This window comes from Pseudoxanthomonas sp. SGNA-20, from assembly GCF_003931635.1.
Lineage (GTDB): Bacteria > Pseudomonadota > Gammaproteobacteria > Xanthomonadales > Xanthomonadaceae > Pseudoxanthomonas.
Genome location: NZ_RRYK01000001.1, coordinates 466794 through 484872 on the forward strand (window position 1 = coordinate 466794; position 18079 = coordinate 484872).

Sequence of the window (18079 nt, forward strand, 5' to 3'; positions counted from 1 at the left end):
ATCGCCGGCGCCGGTCGCAGGGGCTGGGATGCGCTTGCAACCTCCGTCCCCCTTCGCGCCGGCAGGCGCAAGGATGGCACGGCGGCATACGCCGGCGTCGCGGCGTCCGCCCGGCCTGTGGCATCGTGTGCCGTCCGCCAGCCGGCGACCATCCGCACGACGCACACCATCTATATGGAGGGACCATGCTCGACACCGGACTGACCCGCCGCCACCTGCTGGCCGCCATGGCCGGCGCCGGCATCGGCGCCGCCCTGCCCGCCTCGGCCGCGCCGCGCCCGGTCGCCGGCGCGGCCCGCGGCACCCACGCCGGCCGCCGCCCGGATTCGATCGGCGTGGCCCTGGTCGGGCTGGGCTACTACGCCACCAACCTGCTTGCCCCAGGGCTGCAGCTGACCCGCAACTGCCACCTCGCCGGCATCGTCACCGGCTCGCCGGACAAGATCCCGGAATGGCAGCGCAAGTACGGCATTCCCGACCGCAACGTCTACAGCTACGACGACTTCGACCGCATCGCCGGCAACCCGGACATCCAGGCGGTCTACATCGTCACTCCCAACGACCTGCACAAGCCGCTGGCCCTGCGCGCGGCCGCCGCCGGCAAGCACGTGTGGTGCGAGAAGCCGATGGCGATGGACGCCGCCGAGGCCCAGGAGATGATCGATGCCTGCCGCGCCGCCGGCGTGCAGCTGGCCATCGGCTACCGCCTGCAGCACCAGCCCAGCACCCTGCGCCTGCGCGCGATGGCGAAGGAGAAGCCGTACGGGCGCATCCTCAAGGTGCGCGCCGACGCCGGCTTCCACGCCTACGACGACGTCGACCCGGCCAACAAGCCGTGGCGCCTGCTGCCGCAGCACGGCGGCGGCGCGATGTACGACATGGGCGTGTACTCGCTGCAGGGCGCGCGCTACATCACCGGCCAGGAGCCGGTGGCGGTGAGCGCGCGCAGCGGGACCACGCGCCCGCACCTGTTCGAGGGCGTGGACGAGACCACGCATTTCACCCTGGAGTTCGCCGATGGCCTGGTGGCGGAGTGCTCGACCAGCTTCGGCCGCAACATGAACCTCCTGCGCGCCGACTGCGAGCGCGGCTGGTACCAGCTGGAGCCGTTCCAGACCTACAACGGCCTGGCCGGCCGCACCAGCGACGGCCAGCTGTTCGATGACGGCGGCGTGCCGCACCAGCAGGCGCTGCAGATGGACAACGACGCGCTGGCGATCCTCGAGGGCCGGCCGCCGCTGGTTCCGGGCGAGGAAGGCCTGCGCGACATGCGCGTGGTCGACGCGGTCTACGCCTCCGCGCGCGAGGGCGGCCGCCGCATCGTGCTGTAGCCGGTTAATCCGCGCTTCACCGTGCTGCTTCCAGGCTCAGGCCCCCGCACCGGACCCAGGAGCCAAGCATGAGCCGGACCCCTGCCCACCTCGCCGCCGCGCTGCTGTTGGCCGCCGCCAGCGGCGGCGCGCTGGCCCAGGCCGCCACCCTGCCCCTGCCGCCCGATCCGCCGCCGCCGGCGGCCGCGCCCATGCAGCGGCAGAGCGGCATGGTGGTGATCGAGCGCGGCAACGACGAGCGCGTCGTCGTCCGTTCCTACGAACCGGACAGCGTGGTCGGCGAGTACCGCATCGACTTCGATGCCATGGACGCCAACGGCGACGGCGTCATCGACCGCCGCGAGGCCGCGGCCAATCCCACCCTGGAAGCGGAGTTCCGCGCGGTCGACGAGAACGGCGACGGCCACCTGGACCGGGCGGAACTGTCCGGCTGGATCCGCTGAGCTAGAGCCCGGCGGCGTGCCGCCACAGCGCGCGCTTGAGCGGCGGCAGGCGACCGGCCAGGCCCAGCAGGTGCCCGCGCAGCAGGGTGGGCACCGGGTGGGCGTTGGAGAACACGGTATTGATCGCCTCGAACGCGTGCGCGGAGACCGTGTTGTCGCTCAGGCGCCGCCGCTCCCAGCGCTGCAGCCGGTGTGGCGCGGTCCAGTCGGCGCCGCGGCGCAGCGCCGCGGCCACTTCGTCCTGCAGCGCCGCCACGTCGCGCAGGCCCAGGTTCACGCCCTGCCCGGCCAGCGGATGCACCACGTGCGCCGCGTCGCCCAGCACCAGCACGCGCCCGGCAACCTGTTGCCGCACCAGCTGGCGGCGCAGCGGGAAGGCGGCGCGCTTCGACGCCAGTTCCACCTTGCCCAGGCGAGCGGCCGAGGCATCACCCAGCTCGATCGCGAACCGCTCTTCGTCCAGTTCCAGCACGCGCGCCGCCTCGGCATCCGGCAGGCTCCACACGATCGACGCCAAGCCATCGGTGAACGGCAGCAGCGCCAGCGGGCCGGTGGGCAGGAAGCGCTGCCAGGCGGTGGCCTGGTGCGACTGCTCCGTCCTGATGTAGGCGACCACGCCGCGCTGGCCGTAGTCGTGGGCGTCGACCTCCAGCCCGGCCAGGCGCCGCAGCGCCGACGCGGCGCCATCGGCGGCCACCGCCAGGCGCGACTCCAGCCGGGTGCCGTCGTCCAGGCGCAGGCGCACGCCGGCCGGGTCCTGCTCCATCGCCTCCACCCGCGCCGGGGTGTGGCAACGCACGCCGGCAATGGCCAGGGCCGCCCACAGGCGGTCGGCCAGCAGGTCGTTTTCCACGATCCAGCCCAGCTCCGGGCGGCCCATCGAGGCGGCATCGAACACCAGCTCGTCGCCGCCGGCCGCGTCCCATACCCGCATGCGGCGGTAGGGCTGGGCACGCGCGTCCAGCACCTGCGGCCACACGCCCAGGCGCTGCAGCAGCGCGGCGTTGTCCGGCGCCAGTGCGTACACGCGCAGGTCCGGCTGTTCGCGCGACCAGCGCGGCGCCGGGCGCGGCTCGACCAGGGCCACCTCCAGCCCGGCACGCGCCAGGGCCAGGGCGCAGGCCGCACCGACCACGCCGCCGCCGGCGACCACCACGTCCAGGCGCACGCGGCTCATCGGCACAGCTCCGGCACGTCGCCGCGGAAGCCCATGGCCCCGCCGACCAGCCAGGCCTGCAGCCAGGCGGCGCGGTCGGCGGCCAGCAGGCCCAGGCTACGCAGCGGGCGCAGCAGCGGCGAGGGGTTGGAGGTCAGCCGCGCCAGCCCGTCGGAGAACGCCAGGGTGCGTTCGCGGTCCTCGCGTCGGCGTTCGGCATGGCGCGCCAGCAGCGCCTCGGCGCCCGGATCGGCCGGCGCAGCACGCAGCAGCTCGGCCAGGGTCAGGGCATCGCGCAGGCCCAGGTTGAAGCCCTGCGCACCCACCGGGTGGATGGTCTGGGCGGCATTGCCCAGCAGCACCGCGCGCGGCGCCACCAGGCTGGCGGCCAGCACCTGCGCGATCGGGTAGGCGCTGCGCTCGCCGGCGGCGAGGAAGCGGCCGGCGCGCCAGCCGAACGCGGACTGGATCCGCGCCAGCCAGCCGGCCTCGTCCAGCGCGGCCACTTCCGCGGCCTGCGCGGAGGGCACGCCGTGGACCAAGCCGAAGGCGCGGTCGCCGCGCGGCAACAGCGCGGTGGGACCGCTGTCGGTGAAACGCTCCCAGGCGGTGCCGTCGGTCGGGCGCTCGCCGCGCACGCGCGCCACGAACAGGGTCTGGCCATAGTCGTGGCGGCGCACGCCGATCCCCAGCGCCGCGCGCACCGCGCTGCCGGTGCCGTCGGCCGCCACCAGCAGGCGGGTGCGCAGTGACAGCGGGCCTTCGCCGGTTTCCAGGCGCAGGCCGCGGACGCCGTCGCCGGCCTCCTCCAGACCGGCGAAGCGCGCCGGGCGGTAGCGCACCAGGCCCTGGACCCGGGACAGCCGTGCCTCCAGCGCCTGGCCGAAGTCGCGCGCCACCACCACCTGGCCGAAGGCCTCGCGTCCGTAGTCGGCCGCGTCCAGCTGCACCCGGCCGAAGTCGCCGGCGCGGCTGACGTGGATGCGGCGGATCGGGCCGGCCGGCGCCTGCAGGCTGGACAGCACGCCCAGCGCCTGCAGTGCGTTGACCGAGGCCTGGGCCAGGCTCAGGTTGCGCTGGTCGAAGACAGCCGGCAGTTCGCCGGCCGGGGTGGCCTCGACCAGGGCCACGTCCAGCGCCAGCCCGTCCAGGGCGATCGCCAGGCTGGCGCCGACCAGGCCGCCACCGACGATCACGACATCATGCGTTCGGATCATCGGCACATGATACGCGGCGCCGTGCATGCGCCGCGGCGGCGGCCGACGCGGCGCCACGCCCTCGGCTAGAATGCCGGCCACGTTATCCACCAGGCCCCGTGCAATGACCGCCACCAGCCAACGCCTCTTCGTCCTGTCCGTCCTGGCCCTGCTGATGGCCGCCTCGCGCGCCCACGTGTTCGACCACTTCTCGCCGCCGGACGCCAGCTGGGCGGTGTTCTTCGTGGCCGGCTTCGCCCTGCGCGGCTGGGGACGCTGGGTCTTCCCGGTGCTGATGGCGCTGGCCATGGGCGTGGACTGGATGGTGATCTCGCGCCAGGCCGCCTCGTTCTGGGACCACTACTGCGTCTCGGCCGCCTACTGGGGCCTGATCCCGGCCTACGGCGCGCTGTGGGCCGGCGGCAGCTGGCTGCGCCGCCGCTACGACGGGGCCAGCCTGGCCCAGGCCGGGCGCCTGCTCGGCGCCTTCCTGGTCGCCGTGGTCGCCTGCCAGCTGGTCGCCCAGGGCACCTTCTACTGGTACAGCGGCGTGGTCGCCGAGCCGACCGTGGCCGGCTGGTGGAAGAACTTCATGGACTGGCTGCCCGGTTACGTGGGCACCGCCGCCACCTACACCGCCATCGCCGCCGCGCTGCAGGTGGCGGCCGAGCGCATCGCCCCGGCGCTGCGCCTGGACCGCAGCCAGGCCGCCGGCTGAGGCGCCATGGGCAACCGGCTGTCGAAGATCTACACCCGTACCGGCGACGACGGCAGCACCGGGCTGGGTGACGGCAGCCGCACCGGCAAGGACTCGCTGCGGGTCGCCGCCTACGGCACCGTGGACGAGGCCAATTCCGCGATTGGCGTGGTCCTGGCCGCGCCGGACGTGCCGGACGACGTGCGCCAGCTGCTGACCACGGTCCAGCACCAGCTGTTCGACCTCGGCGGCGAGCTGTGCATCCCCGGCCACGCCGCCATCGCCGAGTCCGACGTGGCCGGCCTGGAGCAGGCCCTGGACCGCTACAACGAGGCCCTGCCGCCGCTGAAGGACTTCATCCTCCCGGCCGGCGGCGAGGCCGCGGCGCGCTGCCACCTGGCCCGCACCATCGTCCGCCGCGCCGAGCGCGAGGCGGTCGCCCTGTCCCGCGCCGAGGCGGTCCGCGGCGAGGCCCTGCGCTACCTCAACCGCCTGTCAGACCTGCTGTTCGTGCTGGCCCGGGTGCTGGCGCGCGCCGCCGGCGAGGGCGAGGTGCTGTGGCGCCATGAGCGGCGCCATCCCGGGGCCTGACCCCTCCACAGGTTCTATGGCGCCGGCCCGCGGCGCGCGGTAGCGTGGGCCCATGCTCGCCTGGACCCATCCCGCCTGCCTGGCCCACGACACCGGCCCGGACCATCCGGAACAGCCCGCCCGCCTGCAGGTGGTGATCGAGGCCCTGCAGCACCACTGCCCTGGCCTGGACTGGCGCGAGGCCCCGGCCGCGGCGCGCGGCGACCTATGCCGGGTGCATGCGGCGGAGATGGTCGACCAGGTGCTGGCGCCGGTGGTGTCCGGGATCCAGCACATCGATGCCGAGACCGTGGTCTCGCCCGGCTCGGCGCGCGCGGCCGTGCACGCCGCCGGCGCCGGGATCGCCGCGGTGGACGCGGCGATGGCCGGCCCGGAGCGGGTCGCGTTCTGCGCGGTGCGCCCGCCCGGCCACCATGCCACCGCCGACACCCCGATGGGCTTCTGCCTGCTCAACAACATCGCCGTGGCCGCGGCCTACGCCCGCGACCGCCACGGCCTGGAGCGGATCGCCATCGTCGATTTCGACGTGCACCACGGCAATGGCACCCAGGCGATCTTCCGCGAGGACCCGGCGGTGGCCTACTTCAGCACCCACCAGTCCGGGCTGTACCCGCACACCGGCCACAACCGCGAGCGCGGGGTGGGCAACCTGCACAACGTGCTGCTGCCGCCCGGCAGCGGCGGCTTCCGCTTCCGCAACACCTGGGCCGACCACCTGCTGCCGATGCTGGACGACTTCCGCCCGCAGCTGCTGCTGGTTTCCGCCGGCTTCGACGCGCACCTGGCCGACCCGCTGGCGGACCTGATGCTGGACGCGGACGACTTCGCCTGGCTGAGCACCGAACTGCTGGGCATCGCCCTGCGCCATGCCCAGGGCCGGCTGGTGTCGATGCTGGAGGGCGGCTACAACCTCGACGCCCTGGCCGAGTGCTGCGTGGCCCATGTCAAGGCCCTCGGCGGCTGAACCCGGGCCGGCCGCGGGACGGCCGTTCATTGCCCGCATGCACCCGCATCCGGCAAGCTACCGCCGATTTCCGGCCCGGATGCCCCTTCCCTCGTGCGACGCCCCCTGCGAACCTCCCTGCGCCTGCTGCCGTTGGCCCTGGGCATAGCCCTGGCCCTGCCCGCCATGGCCGACGAGAAGCCGCTCAACTGGGGCCTGTGCCCGGTCGGCGACGTGCTGCCGCCGTTCAGCGAGGCGCCGCCGCCGGACCCGGCCGCGGCGCAGACCCGCAACGAGCAGCCGACCGACATCGAGGGCGACGAACTCAGCGGCACCGAGACCACTCCGAAGTACCAGGGCAACGTCGCCCTGGTCCGCGGCGACCAGTTCCTGGGCACCGACCAGCTGAGCTTCGACACCGAGACCGGGCGCTACGTGGCCGAGGGCAACGTGCGCTACCAGGACTCCGGCATCCGCATCGTGGCCGACCGCGCCGAGGGCAACCAGGACGAGGACAGCCACGTCATCACCAACATCCGCTACCAGCTGGTGGACCGGCGCGGCAACGGCGGCGCCGACTCGATCGCCATGCGCGGCCCGGTGGGGCAGATGTACCACTCCACCTACAGCACCTGCGACCCGGACCAGCGCGCCTGGGAGCTGCGCGCGCAGCGGATCGACGTGGACAACGACGAGGGCTTCGGCGTGGCCCGCAACGCGGTGCTGCGCATGGGCCGCTTCCCGGTGCTGTACGTGCCGTGGATCAAGTTCCCGGTGGACGACCGCCGCCGCACCGGCCTGCTGTACCCGTCGGTCAGCAATTCCGGCCGCGACGGCTTCGACTACAGCCAGCCGATCTACCTCAACCTGGCGCCGAACTACGACGCGACCCTGTCGCCGCGCATCATGACCAAGCGCGGCCTGATGCTGGACGCGGAGTTCCGCTACCTCTACGAAGGCGGCCGCGGCATCCTCGAGGGCGGCTTCCTGCCCGACGACGACCTGCGCGACCGCGACCGCGGCCGCTTCCGCTTCAGCGGCTACCACAACATCGACCGCCACTGGCAGGCGCGCGCCAACCTCGCCTGGGTCAGCGACGACCGCTTCGTCGAGGACTTCTCCAGCCGCCTGGCCGGCGTCTCCGCGTCCTACCTGCAGAGCACCGCCGGCGTGTTCGGCACCGCCGAGCACTGGAACGCCGGCGCCATGGTCGAGCACTTCCAGCGCACCGACTACACCCTGCGCGACGCCGACCTGCCCTTCAGCCGCCTGCCGCGCATCTACGGCACCTGGCAGCAGCCGCTGGGCCGCTGGATCGACGCGGGCATGTACGCCGAGGCGGTGCACTTCGCGCACCCGGACTCGCGGATCAGCGGCGGCGAGCGCCTGGACCTGAAGCCGTTCGTGTCCGCGCGCCTGGGCGGTCCGGCCTGGTACGCGACCCCGACCCTGGCCTGGCGCTACACCTCCTACCGCCTGGAGGAAGGCGTGCTGCTGGACCCCGACCAGGGCCTCCGCGGCGCGGAGGACCCCACCCGCAGCCTGCCCATCGCCAGCTTCGACGCCGGCATGTACTTCGACCGCGAGACCAGCTGGGACGGCGAGCGCTTCCTGCACACCCTGGAGCCGCGCCTGTTCTACCTGTACGCGCCGTACCGCGACCAGGACGACCTGCCGGTGTTCGACACCCGGCCGTTCACCTTCAGCTGGGGCCAGCTGTTCCGCGACAACCGCTATTCCGGCGCCGACCGCCAGACCGACGCCAACCAGCTGACCATCGCCCTCAGTTCGCGCCTGATCCGCCAGTCCGACGGCCGCGAGAAGCTGTCGCTGAGCCTCGGCCAGATCCGCTACTTCCAGGACTCGCGGGTGGTGCTCAGGAACGAGACCCCGGTGGCGCAGGGCAAGTCGGCCTGGGTGGCCGACGCCAACTACATGATCAACGACCGCTGGAACCTCGGCGCCTCCTACCAGTGGGACCCGAAGTTCCGCCGCGAGGACCTGGCCAGCGTCCGCGCCCGCTACCTGTGGCCGGACGACGGCGTGGTCAACCTCGGCTACCGCTACCGCCGCGGGCTGCTGGAGCAGGCCGACTTCTCGTTCCTGTACCCGATCAACCCGACCTGGAGCCTGGTCGGCCGCTACTACCACTCCATCTCCAGCGACAAGCTGCTGGAGGCGATCGCCGGCGTGCAGTGGGACAGCTGCTGCTTCGCGGTGCGCGCCATCGCCCGCCGCTACGTGCGCAACCGCGAGGGCGAGCTGGACAACGCGCTGCAGGTGGAATTCGTGCTCAAGGGCCTGGGCTCGGCCGGCCAGGACACGGAGCGCACCCTGCGCCGTGCTATTCTCGGCTACCACCGCGACGACCTGTACCTGGTCCCGCCCAGCAACACCACGCCCGATCCGGACGACTACGATCCGAACCTCATCCCGTGAGTCCATGAGCCGACGCCTTTCCGCGATTCTCCTGGCGGCTTCCGCCATGCTGTCCCTCCCCGTCGCCGGCGTGGCCCAGGAGGCCCAGCAGCAGCTGCAGCCGGTGGAGCGCATCGCCGCGATCGTGGACGAGGACGTGATCCTGCAGAGCGAGCTGGACCTGGCGGTGCGCAACATCCTGGCGCAGTACGCCGGCCGCGAGAACCAGCTGCCGCCGCGCCCGGTGCTCGAGCGCCAGGTGCTGGAGCGGCTGGTGCTGAACAAGCTGCAGGTCGCCCGCGCGCGCCAGCAGGGTGTGCGCGTCAGCGAGCAGGAGCTGAACCAGACCGTCGCCGCGATCGCCCAGCAGAACGGCCTGACCCTGGACGGCCTGCGCCAGCGCCTGGCCGCCGACGGCCTGTCCTTCGAGGAGTTCCGCCGCTCGCTGGCCGAGGAAATCACCATCCAGCGCCTGCGCCAGAACTTCATCTCGCGCATCAACGTCAGCGAGGCCGAGGTCGACGCCGCGCTGGAGCGCGAGGCGAGCAACAGCCGCCAGTACCGCCTGGCGCACATCCTGGTCGCCCTGCCCGACGGCGCCACCCCGGAGCAGATCGCCACCGGCCAGCGCAAGATCGAGGGCATCCTCAACGTCATCAACAAGGGCGAGATGGACTTCGCCGCCGCCGCCGTGCGCTATTCGGACAGCCCCAACGCGCTGGAAGGCGGCGACCTGGGCTGGCGCTCGCTGGACGAGATCCCCACGGCCTTCGCCCAGCAGATCGTGAACCTGCAGCCGGGCCAGATCCTCGGCCCGATCCGCGGCCCCAGCGGCTTCCAGCTGCTGCGCCTGTCGGAGGTGCGCGACAGCAGCGAGGCGCCGGCGCAGACCGTCACCGAGTACCACGTGCGCCACATCCTGGTGCGGGTCAACGACCGCCAGGACGAGGCCACCGCGCGCGCCAAGATCGACACCCTGCGCGCGCGCATCGCCGGCGGCGCCGACTTCCAGGAAGTGGCGCGCGAGGCCTCCGAGGACAACAACACCCGCGGCCAGGGCGGCGACCTGGGCTGGTTCCCGGCCGATGCCTACGGCCCGGAATTCGGCAGCCAGGTGACCGCGCTGGAGGATGGCCAGGTTTCGCAGCCGTTCCGCACCGATGCCGGCTGGCACATCATCGAGCGCCTGGCCCAGCGCGAGACCGACGTGACCGACGAGAACCGCCGCGCCCGGGTCCGCGACACCATCGGCCGCCGCAAGCTGGAAGAGGAATACGAGCGCTACCTGCAGGAGCTGCGGGGCGAGGCGTACGTCGTGTTCCGCGCCGGCGACCGCGCCGAGCCCGTCGCCAACTGAGCCATGGCACTGCCCCGGCTGGCGCTGGTTCCCGGCGAACCGGCCGGGGTTGGCCCGGAACTGTGCGTGCGCGTGGCCCAGGCCCCGCGCCGCGACTGCAGCCTGGTCGCCCTCGCCGATCCTGGGCTTCTGCAGGCCGCCGCGGCGGCGCTGGGCCTGCCGCTGAACCTCCTGCCCGCCGACGCCGTCGCCCGCCGCCCGGGCGACCTGCCGCTGCACCCGGTCCGCAATGCGGTTGCCGTGCAGTTCGGCCACCCGGATCCGCGCAATGCCCGCGCCGTCGTCGACGCCCTGCTGGGCGCCGCCGAAGGCTGCGTGCGCGGCGGCTTCCACGGCATGGTCACCGGGCCGGTGCAGAAGGCGACCATCAACGAGGGCGGCATCCCCTACACCGGCACCACCGAGCTGCTGGCCGGCCATGCCGGCCGCGAGGTGGTGATGATGCTGGCCAACGACATCGTGCGGGTGGCACTGGCCACCACCCACCTGCCGCTGCGCGAGGTCGCCAACGCGATCGACGCCGGCCTGCTGCGGCGGGTGCTCGGCATCCTGCACCGGGCCCTGCGCGAGGACTTCGGCATCGCCGAGCCGGTGATCGCGGTGCTGGGACTCAACCCCCACGCCGGCGAGGACGGCCACCTCGGGCGCGAGGAGATCGAGGTCATCACCCCGGTGCTGGAGTCGCTGCGCGCCGCGGGCATGCGCCTGGCCGGCCCGCTGCCGGCCGATACCGCGTTCCTGCCCGGCAAGCTGCGCGGCTTCGACGCGGTACTGGCCATGTACCACGACCAGGGCCTGCCGGTGCTCAAGTACAGCGGCTTCGAGCGCGCGGTGAACCTGACCCTGGGCCTGCCCTACCCGCGCGTGGCCGTCGACCACGGCACCGCCCTGGACCTGGCCGGCAAGGGCCTGGCCGATCCCTCCAGCCTGGAAGCCGCGGTCGCCACCTGCGCGCGGATGGCGGCGCAGCGGATGCAGCAAAGCTGAGGTCCCCCTTTCCCGGGGAGAGTCCGTAGCCAGGGTAGGCAAGGCGCGCCGCACTGCGGCAGTGCCCGGGCGCTGGCGGGCCCGGCGCATTGCCACGCGCTGCGGATCCACCGCCGGACCGCGTCACGCGCCCGTCCCGGAAGCGGCCTGCGCCCGTGTCCGGGCGACGGGCTTGCGCCGCAGCGTCAGAACAGCTCGCCGGTATCCCGCGCAGGCACCGTCAGCCCGAGGTGGCGGTAGGCCTTGGGCGTGGCCATGCGCCCGCGCGCGGTGCGCACCAGGAAGCCCTGCTGGATCAGGTAGGGCTCGATCACGTCCTCCAGGGTGCCGCGCTCCTCCGACAGCGAGGCGGCCAGCGATTCCACGCCCACCGGGCCGCCGTCGAAGTGGCCGATGATGGTGTTGAGCAGGCGCCGGTCCAGCTCGTCGAAGCCTTCCGGATCGACCTTGAGCATGGCCATCGCCGCCTGCGCCACTTCCTTGTCGATGCGTCCGCCGGCCTTGACCTGGGCATAGTCGCGCACGCGGCGCAGCAGGCGGTTGGCGATGCGCGGGGTGCCGCGGGCGCGGCGCGCGATCTCGCCGGCGCCCTCCGGCTCGCAGTCGATGCCCAGGATCCGCGCCGAGCGGCGCACGATCTTCGTCAGCTCCTCGGGCGTATAGAACTCCAGGCGCTGGACGATGCCGAAGCGGTCGCGCAGCGGCGCGGTCAGCAGGCCGGCGCGGGTGGTGGCGCCGATCAGGGTGAACGGCGGCAGGTCCAGCTTGATCGAGCGCGCGGCCGGGCCCTCGCCGATCATGATGTCGATCTGGAAGTCCTCCATCGCCGGATAGAGCACTTCCTCGACCACTGGCGACATGCGGTGGATCTCGTCGATGAACAGCACGTCGTGCGGCTGCAGGTTGGTCAGCAGCGCGGCCAGGTCGCCGGCCTTCTCGATCACCGGGCCGGAGGTCACCCGCAGGTTCACCCCCAGCTCGTTGGCGATGACGTGGCTGAGCGTGGTCTTGCCCAGGCCCGGCGGGCCGAAGATCAGGACGTGGTCCAGGGCCTCGCCGCGGGCGCGGGCGGCCTCGATGTAGATGCCCAGCTGCTCGCGGACCGGCTGCTGGCCGAGGTATTCGTCCAGTCGCTGCGGCCGGATCGAGGCTTCCAGGGCCTCGTCCTCGCGGGTGGCGCCGGCGCCGAGGATGCTGCGGTGTTCGCTCATGCGGGGATTATGGCCGGTGCCGGTCGCGCGTGCCGAGACCCGGGCGGTCCGCGCTGGCGCGCCGGCTCAGATCTCCACCTGCGCGCCCAGCTCCACCAGGCGGTTGCCGGGGATGCGGAAGAAGCCGGTGGCCGGGGCGGCGTTGCGGTGCATGAAGGCGAACAGCTTGTCGCGCCAGGTCGGCATGCCGCGGCGGGCGCCGGCGACCACGTTCTCGCGGCTGGCGAAGTAGGTGGTGTCCATCGGGTCCATGGACAGGCCGTCGCGGTCGCAGGCGCGCATCAGCGCCAGCGGCACGTCCGGGGTCTCCATGAAGCCGAAGCGGACCAGCACCCGGTAGAAGTCGTCGCCGATCGCGTCGACCCGGATCCGCTTCTCCACCGGCGCATACGGCACCGGCAGGGTCTCCACGGTCAGGAACACGTTGCGCTCGTGCAGCACCTTGTTGTGCTTGAGGTTGTGCAGGAGCGCGTGCGGCACCAGGCCGGGATCGGCGGTGAGGAAGATCGCCGTGCCGGGCACCCGCACCGGCGGCGCCAGCATCAGGCCGGGCAGGAAGGTGTCCACCCGGATGCCGTCCTTGCGGATCTCCTCGCGCAGCAGCGCGCGGCCGCGGCGCCAGGTGCGCATCAGGGTGAACAGCACCAGGCCCAGCACCACCGGGAACCAGGCGCCCTGCAGCAGCTTGGCGCCGTTGGCGACCACGAAGGCCACGTCGATGAAGAAGAACGCCACGCACAGGGCCAGGATCCAGCGCCGCCCGGCCGGCCACAGCGCGCGCGCCACCAGCGCCAGCAGCAGGGTGTCGATCAGCATCGTGGCCGAGACCGAGATGCCGTAGGCCACGGCCAGGTTGGAGGAACTGCGGAACACCAGCACCAGGCCGATCACCATCACCATCAGCATCCAGTTGATGCCGGGCACGTAGATCTGGCCGATCGCCTCGCTGGAGGTGTGCTTGATGCGCATGCGCGGGATGTAGCCCAGCTGCATGGCCTGGCGGCCGATCGAGAACGCGCCGGTGATCACCGCCTGCGAGGCGATCACCGCGGCCATCGTCGCCAGCACGATCATCGGGTACAGGGCCCAGCCCGGCACCGACTCGTAGAACGGGTTGCGCACCAGTTCCGGGTGCTCCAGCACCAGCGCGCCCTGCCCCAGGTAGTTGAGCACCAGGCACGGCAGCACGAAGAAGTACCAGCCGTGGCGGATCGGGCGCGCGCCGAAGTGGCCCATGTCCGCGTACAGCGCCTCGCCGCCGGTCACCGCCAGCACCACCGCGCCGAGGATGAACACGCCGTGCCAGCCGTGGTCGGCGAAGAACAGCACCGCCCACCACGGGTTGAACGCCTTGAGCACCTCGGGGGCCTTGATGATGTTCCAGGCGCCGATCGCGGCGATGGCCACGAACCAGAGCATGGTCACCGGGCCGAACACCTTGCCGACCTTGGCGGTGCCGAAGCGCTGGCTGGCGAACAGCACCACCAGCACCACGATGGTCAGCGGGACGATGAAGTTGTGCAGCCCCGGCGCGGCCACTTCCAGGCCCTCCATCGCGCCGAGCACGGAGATGGCCGGGGTGATCACGCCATCGCCGAAGAACAGCGAGGCGCCGAAGATGCCGAGGATGCCGACCACGTAGGCCGAGCGCGAACCGTTGCGCAGGGTGCGCTGGGCCAGGGCCATCAGCGCCATGATGCCGCCCTCGCCGTCGTTGTCGGCGCGCATGATGATGGTCACGTACTTCAGCGTGACCACCACCATCAGCGACCAGAACGCCAGCGACAGCACGCCCAGCACGGTGTCGTGGTCGCTGGACAGGCCGTAGTGCGGCGAGAACGCTTCCTTGAGCGTGTACAGCGGGCTGGTGCCGATGTCGCCGAAGACCACGCCGATGGCGCCCAGCACCAGGGCCAGGTGCGAGCCGCCGGGCCCGTGGGCGGCGGGCCCGTGGCCGGCGTGGGAAGGCGATGACGCTGCGGACATGGCGGGCGAACCTTAGCGCGGACGGGCGTGAGCGGGGCGCGAGCGCGCGCTCAGCGCAGGGCCGACTGCAGGGCCTTGCGGATGATGGCCGCGGCGTCCTCGCCGGGCGCGGCGGCGTCGCGGGCCATGCGCTGCGCATCGGCCGGCTTGTAGCCCAGCTGCTGCAGGGCGGTGGCGGCGTCGGCCAGCGGATCGCCCGGGACCGCCGTCATCCCGGCCACGGCGCCGCCGCCGGCCAGGTCGGCGGCGCGGTCGCGCAGCTCGACCACCATGCGCTCGGCGGTCTTCTTGCCGATCCCCGGGATCCGGGTCAGCGCGGTGATGTCGCCGGCCTGCACCAGCCGCGCGAACTCCTCCACGCTCACCCCCGAAAGCACCGCCAGCGCGATCTTGGCGCCGATGCCACTGACCTTCTGCACGTCGCGGAACAGCCGCCGCTCCGACTCGCGCAGGAAGCCGTACAGCGCCACGCTGTCCTCCTTCTGCGCGTAATGGGTGAACAGCGAGACTTCCCGGCCCAGCTCGGGCAGGTCGTAGAAGGTGCTCATCGGCGCCTCCAGCTCGTAGCCGACGCCATTGACGTCGACCACCAGCCACGGCGGCTGCTTCAGCACCAGGGTTCCACGCAGTCTTCCAATCATTGGGGGCTCCTACGGAGCGTGATTCGGGATTGGTGATTGGTGATTCGAGAAAGCAAAGGCGAAAGCGCCGGCACGGCCGGAAGATGCCCGCGCTTTCCACGAATCACGGCTTTCAACGGACGCACGTCCGGTAATGACGAATCACCAATCACGGCTCTATTTCCTCCAGGCCAGCTTGGTGCTGACGCCCAGCCTCTGTGCGGTGGCCCGTACATGCGCGTGGGTCAGGGCGATGGCCAGGGCGTCGGCGGCGTCGGCCTGCAGCTTGCCGGGCAGGCCGAGCATGGCCGCGACCATGTGCTGGACTTGGGCCTTGTCGGCGGCGCCGGTGCCGACCACGGCCAGCTTCACCTCGCGCGCGGCGTACTCGCTTACCGGCAGGTCGCGCAGGACCACGGCGCTGATCGCCGCGCCGCGGGCCTGGCCCAGCTTGAGCGCCGATTCGGCGCTGCGGCCCACGAACACCTGCTCGATCGCCACTTCCTGCGGGTGGTATTCGTCGATCAGCGCGGCCAGGCCGTCCAGCAGCCGGCGCAGGCGCTCGGCGAAGCCGCCCTCGCCCAGCAGCACCAGCGGCTGGTGGTGGACGTGGCGCACGCAGCCGCCGCCGTCCACGTCGATGATGCCCACGCCGGTACGCTGCGAACCCGGATCGATGCCGAGGATGCGCACCGGGGCGGCGGTCGCGCGCGCGGCGTTCATGCGCCCACCGCGCACGCCTTCCGGCCCGCCGCCTGTTCGCCCCGGGCCGGACGCATGCTCAGCCGGCTTCGCCCAGGTCGGCGTTGGAATAGACGTTCTGCACGTCGTCCAGGTCCTCGAGCATGTGCAGCAGCTTCTGCACCTGCTGCGCGGTCTCCCCGGACACGGCGATGTCGTTGTCGGCGCGGAACGTCACCTCGGCGTAGCCCGGGGCCAGGCCGGCGGCCTCCATCGCCTGCTTCACCGCCTCGAAGTTCTCCGGCGCGGTGATCACGTCGATCGCGCCGTCCTCCGGGTACACGACCACGTCGTCGGCACCGGCCTCGATCGCCGCCTCGGTCACCTTCTCCTCGTCGGCGCCCTCATAGCTGAGCACGCCCAGGCGCTTGAACATGAAGGCCACCGAGCCCTCGGTGCCCATGTTGCCGCCGCACTTGGAGAAGGCGTGGCGCACGTCGGCCACGGTGCGCACGCGGTTGTCGGTCAGGCAGTCGACGATCACCGCCACGCCGCCGGGGGCGTAGCCCTCGTAGCGCACTTCCTCGTACTCGACGCCTTCCAGCTCGCCGGTGGCCTTCTTGATCGCGCGCTCGATCACGTCCTTGGACATGTTCGACGACAGCGCCTTGTCGATCGCCGCGCGCAGGCGCGGGTTGTTGGCCGGCTCGCCTCCGCCGGCGCGGGCGGCGACGCTGATCTCGCGGATCAGCTTGGTGAAGATCTTGCCGCGCTTGGCATCGCTGGCGTTCTTGCGCGCTTCGATCGAGGGACCACGACCCATGGGCGTACCGTACTGCGTTTGCGAAGCGGTGGATTATAGCGGCCCGCCGCCCTCCCCTGCGCCGCCGCCGGCGCGCGCCGGCGGCAGGAACGCGCCAGCGCGCAGGAACGCCGCCACCTGCCGCGCGGCCTCGGCCGAGAACACCAGCCCGGTATGGCTGGCGCGCACCCGGCAGTAGGCGCTGGCGCCGGGCAGGCGGGTCTCGGCCAGGGCCACGGTGCCGTCCGAATCAGTCCCCACCGCGGCCAGCAGGCGCCCCACCCCGCGCGGCACCTCGCCGGCGATCACCCCCAGTTCGGCCCGCCCGGACCAGGGCTGGCAGCCGCACAGCAGCAGCGGCGCGCTGCGTCCCAGCAGCCAGGCCAGGCGCCGGTGCGCGGCAAGCAGGCGTGCGGTGGCGCTGCCGCACAGCGGCGAGCCCAGGCAGACCACGCGCCGCACCGGCAGGTCCGGTGCCCGGCGCAGGGCCTCCAGCGCGACCAGCCCACCGAGGCTGTGCCCGGCCAGATGGCAAGGCGGCCCGGCGCGCAGGCGTTCGACCAGGTTGGCGATCGCCGGCTCCGGCCCGCCGACGATGCTGGGATAGCCGAAGCCCTCCACCTCGAAGCCGAGCCGGCGCAGGCGCAGTGCCAGCGGCAACAGCCACCACGGCGAGTTCCAGAGGCCGTGCACCAGCAGCACCCGCTCGCGGGGCCCGGTCGCGGCCGGCGGCATCAGGCCGCGACCTCCTGCTGCCGCTTCCACGCCCGGGGCGAGACCCCGGCGTGCGACTTGAACGCGCGCGACAGCGCCGCCTCGCTGGCGTAGCCGACCTCCGAGGCGACCACCTTCAGCGGCCGCCCGCGGCGCAGCGCCTGCTGTGCCAGGCGCACGCGCCAGCCCTGCAGGTACTGCCCCGGGGTCAGCCCCACCGTTTCGCGGAAGGTCTCGGCGAACACGCTGCGCGACATGCCGGCCACCGCGGCCAGTTCCTCCAGGGTCCATTCCCGCGCCGGCGCCTCGTGCATCGCCACCAGGGCATGGCGCAGGCGCGCGTGCGCCAGGCCGGCCAGCAGCCCGCCGCGCACCTCGCCCTGCTCCATCAGGTGCCGCAACAGCTGGATCATCACCACCTCGAACAGGCGGTCGACCATGGCCTGGCGGCCGCAGCGCTGGTCGAACGCCTCCTCGAACAGCAGGTCCAGCACCGGACCCGCGCCCGGCAGCGACTGCAGCGGCAGGCACACGAAGGACGGCAGCGCCGCCACCAGCGGATTGCCGGCGCCGCCCTCGAAGCGCAGGTTGGCGCAGGCCATGTCGGCGCCGCGCTGGGGATCGCTGGAAAAGCGGTGCGGCAGCGGCCGCGGGTACAGCAGCAGGCTCGGCTCGCTGACCTGCACGGTGCTGCCGCCATGGCTGACGTCCAGCGGACCGCGCCGGATCAGGTGCAGCTGGCCCATGCCGTCAATGGCGTCGAGGGTGTTGATGCCGCACAGCGCGCCGGCGTGGAAGACCTGTGCGCTTACCGGGAAGCGCTCCAGCAGGACGGCGAGTCGGTCGCCCATCTCGTACTCCCAGTCAACTTTTCCGGACTTTACGCGGCCGATCGTAGCAGCCGCGGATCCACATTACTCCCAGCGGTACCCCCCCCCCATCCCCC

General features: G+C 72.6%; 17 protein-coding genes. 8 read left to right on the forward strand and 9 right to left on the reverse strand.

The annotated features are described in order from the left end of the window. The first annotated feature begins 185 nt into the window (after positions 1-185). Both EIM48_RS02065 and EIM48_RS02070 read left to right on the forward strand, forming a co-directional pair. A complete protein-coding gene (locus EIM48_RS02065) occupies positions 186-1331 on the forward strand; it encodes a Gfo/Idh/MocA family oxidoreductase (protein WP_028915964.1) in 1146 nt (381 codons plus the stop codon). A gap of 68 nt (positions 1332-1399) precedes the next feature. Beyond that, positions 1400-1774 carry a hypothetical protein gene (locus EIM48_RS02070; protein ID WP_019398282.1) on the forward strand — a complete coding sequence of 125 codons (375 nt, stop codon included), beginning with the start codon at positions 1400-1402 and terminating at the stop codon, positions 1772-1774. Between the two features lies 1 nt (position 1775). On the opposite strand, the gene EIM48_RS02075 is transcribed toward EIM48_RS02070, so the two are convergent. Continuing rightward, positions 1776-2951: a UbiH/UbiF family hydroxylase gene (locus tag EIM48_RS02075; protein ID WP_019398281.1), complete on the reverse strand. Its 1176-nt coding sequence runs from the start codon at positions 2949-2951 to the stop codon at positions 1776-1778. After that, positions 2948-4147 (reverse strand): 2-octaprenyl-6-methoxyphenyl hydroxylase, encoded by a 1200-nt coding sequence (gene ubiH / locus EIM48_RS02080; protein WP_125110985.1) that lies wholly within the window; start codon positions 4145-4147, stop codon positions 2948-2950. The genes EIM48_RS02075 and ubiH overlap by 4 nt, the downstream gene beginning before the upstream one ends. A 103-nt stretch (positions 4148-4250) precedes the next feature. Between ubiH and EIM48_RS02085 the strand changes: the two genes are divergently transcribed. From EIM48_RS02085 to pdxA, 6 genes are all read left to right on the forward strand, one after another. Beyond that, on the forward strand, positions 4251-4844 hold the full coding sequence (locus EIM48_RS02085; RefSeq protein ID WP_019398279.1) for a hypothetical protein: 594 nt from the start codon (positions 4251-4253) through the stop codon (positions 4842-4844). A 6-nt stretch (positions 4845-4850) separates the two neighbouring features. Further along, positions 4851-5414 carry a cob(I)yrinic acid a,c-diamide adenosyltransferase gene (locus EIM48_RS02090; protein WP_019398278.1) on the forward strand — a complete coding sequence of 188 codons (564 nt, stop codon included), beginning with the start codon at positions 4851-4853 and terminating at the stop codon, positions 5412-5414. 52 nt (positions 5415-5466) lie between these two features. After that, positions 5467-6378 (forward strand): histone deacetylase family protein, encoded by a 912-nt coding sequence (locus tag EIM48_RS02095; RefSeq protein WP_028915967.1) that lies wholly within the window; start codon positions 5467-5469, stop codon positions 6376-6378. A gap of 105 nt (positions 6379-6483) precedes the next feature. After that, positions 6484-8796: an LPS assembly protein LptD gene (lptD, locus tag EIM48_RS02100; RefSeq protein ID WP_083852408.1), complete on the forward strand. Its 2313-nt coding sequence runs from the start codon at positions 6484-6486 to the stop codon at positions 8794-8796. 4 nt (positions 8797-8800) lie between these two features. Next, entirely contained in the window at positions 8801-10132 is a 1332-nt protein-coding gene (locus EIM48_RS02105; RefSeq protein WP_028915968.1) for a peptidylprolyl isomerase, read from the forward strand. Between the two features lie 3 nt (positions 10133-10135). Next, on the forward strand, positions 10136-11119 hold the full coding sequence (gene pdxA, locus EIM48_RS02110; RefSeq protein ID WP_125108458.1) for a 4-hydroxythreonine-4-phosphate dehydrogenase PdxA: 984 nt from the start codon (positions 10136-10138) through the stop codon (positions 11117-11119). Between the two features lie 185 nt (positions 11120-11304). On the opposite strand, the gene ruvB is transcribed toward pdxA, so the two are convergent. The 7 genes from ruvB to EIM48_RS02145 form a co-directional block, all read right to left on the reverse strand. Further along, positions 11305-12330 (reverse strand): Holliday junction branch migration DNA helicase RuvB, encoded by a 1026-nt coding sequence (ruvB, locus tag EIM48_RS02115; RefSeq protein ID WP_019398273.1) that lies wholly within the window; start codon positions 12328-12330, stop codon positions 11305-11307. 66 nt (positions 12331-12396) lie between these two features. Continuing rightward, positions 12397-14316 carry a potassium transporter Kup gene (locus tag EIM48_RS02120; RefSeq protein ID WP_233581611.1) on the reverse strand — a complete coding sequence of 640 codons (1920 nt, stop codon included), beginning with the start codon at positions 14314-14316 and terminating at the stop codon, positions 12397-12399. 50 nt (positions 14317-14366) lie between these two features. Then, on the reverse strand, positions 14367-14957 hold the full coding sequence (gene ruvA, locus EIM48_RS02125) for a Holliday junction branch migration protein RuvA (protein WP_026010450.1): 591 nt from the start codon (positions 14955-14957) through the stop codon (positions 14367-14369). Between the two features lie 156 nt (positions 14958-15113). Next, positions 15114-15659 carry a crossover junction endodeoxyribonuclease RuvC gene (ruvC, locus tag EIM48_RS02130; RefSeq protein WP_125110986.1) on the reverse strand — a complete coding sequence of 182 codons (546 nt, stop codon included), beginning with the start codon at positions 15657-15659 and terminating at the stop codon, positions 15114-15116. A gap of 58 nt (positions 15660-15717) precedes the next feature. Next, positions 15718-16440 carry a YebC/PmpR family DNA-binding transcriptional regulator gene (locus EIM48_RS02135; protein ID WP_019398269.1) on the reverse strand — a complete coding sequence of 241 codons (723 nt, stop codon included), beginning with the start codon at positions 16438-16440 and terminating at the stop codon, positions 15718-15720. Positions 16441-16473: 33 nt separating this feature from the next. Beyond that, on the reverse strand, positions 16474-17154 hold the full coding sequence (locus EIM48_RS02140; protein WP_125075944.1) for an alpha/beta hydrolase: 681 nt from the start codon (positions 17152-17154) through the stop codon (positions 16474-16476). Continuing rightward, positions 17154-17984: an AraC family transcriptional regulator gene (locus tag EIM48_RS02145; RefSeq protein ID WP_019398267.1), complete on the reverse strand. Its 831-nt coding sequence runs from the start codon at positions 17982-17984 to the stop codon at positions 17154-17156. Before EIM48_RS02145 ends, EIM48_RS02140 begins: the two co-directional genes overlap by 1 nt. Positions 17985-18079: the final 95 nt, after the last annotated feature.